Origin of the sequence: Streptomyces anatolicus (genome assembly GCF_019400875.1) — a bacterium.
GTDB classification, from domain to species: Bacteria; Actinomycetota; Actinomycetes; order Streptomycetales; family Streptomycetaceae; genus Streptomyces; species Streptomyces anatolicus.
The window spans coordinates 1-3,917 of record NZ_WMBF01000548.1 but is presented as its reverse complement, the minus strand read 5'-3'; the positions used below and the strand labels follow the sequence as shown (position 1 = coordinate 3,917).

At 70.3% G+C, this 3,917-nt stretch carries 3 protein-coding genes; all 3 read right to left on the bottom strand.

Going from position 1 to position 3,917, the window contains the following annotated elements; translation table 11 throughout:
- A partial coding sequence (locus GKQ77_RS29305; RefSeq protein WP_219692125.1) for a glycosyltransferase family 2 protein occupies window positions 1–2,239 on the bottom strand: 2,239 nt, incomplete at its 3' end.
- Window positions 2,240–2,305: 66 nt separating this feature from the next.
- Window positions 2,306–3,115, bottom strand: coding sequence for an ABC transporter ATP-binding protein (locus GKQ77_RS29300; protein WP_219692123.1), 810 nt, complete (start codon window positions 3,113–3,115; stop codon window positions 2,306–2,308).
- Window positions 3,102–3,917, bottom strand: an 816-nt coding sequence (locus tag GKQ77_RS29295) for an ABC transporter permease (RefSeq protein WP_219692120.1), incomplete at its 5' end; no start/stop codon positions are given. The genes GKQ77_RS29300 and GKQ77_RS29295, both read right to left, overlap by 14 nt.

Sequence of the window (3,917 nt, the reverse complement as noted above, 5' to 3'; positions counted from 1 at the left end):
GGAGGAAGCTTGCCGTGAACTGGCCGGTCCTGGCGTGGGCGGGGAATGCGTACTCGTGGCCCGACCAGGTCTGGCGGAGGATCAGTTCCAGGGCGTGGGTTCCGGCGGCGGGGTAGCTGCCGGTGAGGGTGACGGTGCCGTCGGGCTGTACGGAGACGTGGTCCACCAGGGGCTGGATCGGCTGGTCGCAGAGCTGGAGGTATCCGCCGGGGCTGCGGCGGGCGTAGACCGTGCGGTTGGCGTGGGGGAACTGGGCGCCGGAGAAGCCTTGTCGGTCGTCCAGGATCAAGGCTAGGCGGGTCGTCTTGGTGGGCGCCTCCTTCAGGGGAGGCCCCACTCGCCCTGCGGAACGATTGCCCACAGCCAGGCCGGAGGTCTGCGTCACCTCTACCGACATGTCCCAGCGGCCAATCGCGCGTTCCGCCTGCGTCGGGCGCAACCGTTCGTGGTTCTCGCGGACCTCCCTCAGGGACGCCGTGTCCACCAGCGCCGTGAACGGGACGCGGCCCTCGTGCGGGACGCCGAGGTCCAGCGGCACCGTGAGGATCGTGCCGGACTCGCGGTGGCGCATGCGCAGGCGGGGCTCGCCCTCGGGCGCCGTGCGCAGGACGCCGCGTACGAGGAGGCCGGAGCCCTCCGCGCGGACCTCAAGGGCACGCGCGTGCGCCGTCTCCACGCGGATCGCCAGCTCGCCGTCCTGGATCTGCGGGGCCACCCGGACGTCCTCGGTGACCCAGTGCGCGGGCGGCGTCTGGCCGGAACCCGTGCCCGCGCCGTACAGCGGCCCGCGCCGAGGGGTCGAGCCCGTGCCCGCCACGGCGATCCGCACCCGCCAGAGCCCGTCGACCCACTTGCCGCGCCGCCGCAGCCGCGCCGGGTTCACCAGCGCCCCGAAGCCCGCCCAGTCGGCGTGCCGGAACTCCGCTCCCGAGGCCACCGTGGCCTCCGGGTCGAGATGGCTGCGCGCGGGCACCAGGACCGTACGGCGGGTGCCCTTCTCCTTCAGGATCAGGGACTTCAGCGCCTTGCTCCGCGACTCGGCGCCCAGCTGGCGCGGGAACGCCCAGCCGGAGAGCCACAGCTTGCCGTCGTGCCAGGCCGCCTCGTCGAGGCGGCTGCGCAGCCGCAGCTCAGGGTCGAGGCGGAGCACCGCGTCCGGCACGGGGGCGGTCGGGTCGAGGAAGGGGTAGTCGGCCTTCGGGTGCAGCGTCCCGGAGACGGGGATCGAGCCGGGGTGCTCCTTCTCGAACTCCAGCTGGGCGATCAGCTCGTCCAGGCGCCGGTGCACGGTCAGGTACAGCTTCAGCTTGTGCGGCACGTGCAGCGCCCGCACCGCGTCCTGCCCGATCTCGCGCACGAGCCGGCCCACGTGCTCAAGGAACGCCTCCTGGTACGCGGCGTCGGAGCCGGGCAGCACCCGCCAGAAGAGGGGGATCTCCTCGGCGAGCGCGTTGTTGTCGTAGACCCGCAGGTGCTCGGCGTACATCGGGTCCTCGCCGACCCGCGCGAGCAGGAACTCGCGGACCATGCAGATCGACCTCACGCGGTCGATCAGCCCCTGCGGATTGGTGCGGTTCTGCGTGATGGAGCGCTCGCCGATCTCACGCTCGCGCCAGTTGTAGATCGGCTCGCTCAGGACGTCCACGGAGTCCGCGAGGTAGTGAGCGGGGACGCTGACGGGCGCGTCCTCGTAGAGCATGGCCTCCGGGTACGCGAGCTGGTGCCGCTCCCAGAAGGAGCGGCGGTAGACCTTGTTCCACGCGGTGCGGTCGGTCAGCAGCGGGCGGAACCTGGAGACGTGCGTACGCAGCCGGGTCGTCGCGAAGGGCACGCGGTGCACGGGCGACTGCACGTACCCGGCGGAGCGGAAGCGGGTCACGTTGCCCGCCGCGAAGTCCGACCCGGTCCCGTCCAGCGTCTCGATCATCAGTGCGTACGCCGTGGCGGGCAGCGTGTCGTCGCTGTCCACGAACGCGAGGTACTCGCTGTGCGGGGACATCTCCCGTACGCCGGTGTTGCGCGCCGCGCCCAGGCCCTTGTTCTCCTGGGATATCAGCCGGAAGCGCGGATCGGCCGCCGCGAAGCGCTCGGCGATGGCCGCGCTGCCGTCCGTCGACCCGTCGTCGACCATGACCACTTCGAAGTCCGTGAAGGTCTGGGCCGCCAGCGACTCCAGGCACTCGTCGAGGTAGAGCTCGACGTTGTAGACGGGGACGACAACACTCAGCCGTGGCTGCACGCGTACTCCTTCTGTTGCTAAACGCTCCCATAGTGTAAGGATGCGCGTATTGATGCGACAAAAGGGCTACCTGTCCGGGTTTGTGAAACGCTCGTACTCCTTCAGTACGTCCGCCGTGGGGCCGTCCATCCGCAGCTCGCCGCGCTCCAGCCACAGCACGCGGTCGCAGGTGTCCCGGATCGACTTGTTGTTGTGGCTGACCAGGAAGACCGTGCCCGCGCGCTCGCGCAGCTCGCGGATGCGGGCCTCGGAGCGCTTCTGGAAGGAGCGGTCCCCGGTGGCCAGGGCCTCGTCGATGAGCAGTACGTCGTGGTCCTTGGCCGAGCCGATGGAGAAGCGGAGCCTGGCCGCCATGCCCGAGGAGTACGTGCGCATCGGCAGCGTGATGAAGTCGCCCTTCTCGTTGACCCCGGAGAAGTCGACGATCTCCTGGTAGCGCACCTCGATCTGCTCGCGCGACATGCCCATGGCGAGGGCGCCGAGGCGGACGTTGCGCTCGCCGGTCAGGTCGTTCATCAGGGCCGCGTTGACGCCGAGGAGTGAGGGCTGGCCGTCGGTGAAGATCCGGCCGCGCTCGACGGGGAGCAGGCCGGCGACCGCCTTGAGCAGCGTGGACTTGCCGGAGCCGTTGGTGCCGATCAGGCCGATGGCCTCGCCCCTGCGGGCGGTGAAGGACACGTTCCTGACGGCATGCACCTTGCGGACGTCGGGGGAACCGCCCCGGCGCAGGATGCGGCCGAGCGCGGCGGTCGCGGCGCCCCGGCCCGCCGTGGCGCCCGCGCCGTGGACGCGGTAGACGATGTCGACCTGGTCGACGATGACGGTGGGGGCGTTGTCGTCCCGCCCCTGTCCCTGTGGGGTCTCAGCCACGGCCATACGTCTCTTCCGCCTTCCAGAAGTAGAGGAAGCCGCCGACCCCGGCGAGCAGGGCCCAGCCCAGCGCCCAGGCCCACACGTGGTGCGGCAGCTGGCCCCGCGTGAAGCTGTCGATCAGCGCGAACCGCATCAGGTCGATGTAGACGGCGGCCGGATTGCACTCCAGGAGGAGCTGCACGGCGTGCGGCAGGTGCTGGTCCTTGAGCACCGCGTCGATGCTCCACATCACCCCGGACACGTACATCCAGGTCCGCAGCACGAAGGGCATCAGCTGCGCGATGTCCGGCGTCTTGCTGCCGAGCCGGGCCATGACGAGCGCGAGGCCCGTGTTGAACGTGAACTGGAGGGCGAGGACCGGGACCACCAGGAGCCAGGACGCCGTGGGCGGCACGCCGAAGCAGAGCAGGATCACGACCAGCGCGCACATGGAGAAGAGCAGCTGCTGGAGCTGTTGCAGGCAGTACGAGATGGGCAGCGAGGCGCGCGGGAAGTGCAGGGCGCGGACCAGGCCGAGGCTGCCCGATATGGCGCGGGTGCCCGCCATGACGGACTGCTGCGTGAAGGTGAAGACGAAGACGCCGGTGACCAGGAACGGGACGTAGTCCTCCACGTCCCGCTTGGTGTTCATCAGGACGCCGAAGACGAAGTAGTAGACCGCCGCGTTCAGCAGCGGCGTCATCACCTGCCAGAGCTGGCCGAGCTTCGCCTGGCTGTACTGCGCCGTCAGCTTGGCGGTCGCGAAGGCGGTGATGAAGTGACGGCGCTGCCAGAGCTGGCGCACGTACGCGGGCAGGGAGGGGCG

Excerpts from the sequence above, each read along its gene's own strand:
- GKQ77_RS29300 (WP_219692123.1), bottom strand. The coding sequence starts at position 3,115 with ATGGCCGTGGCTGAGACCCCACAGGGACAGGGGCGGGACGACAACGCC.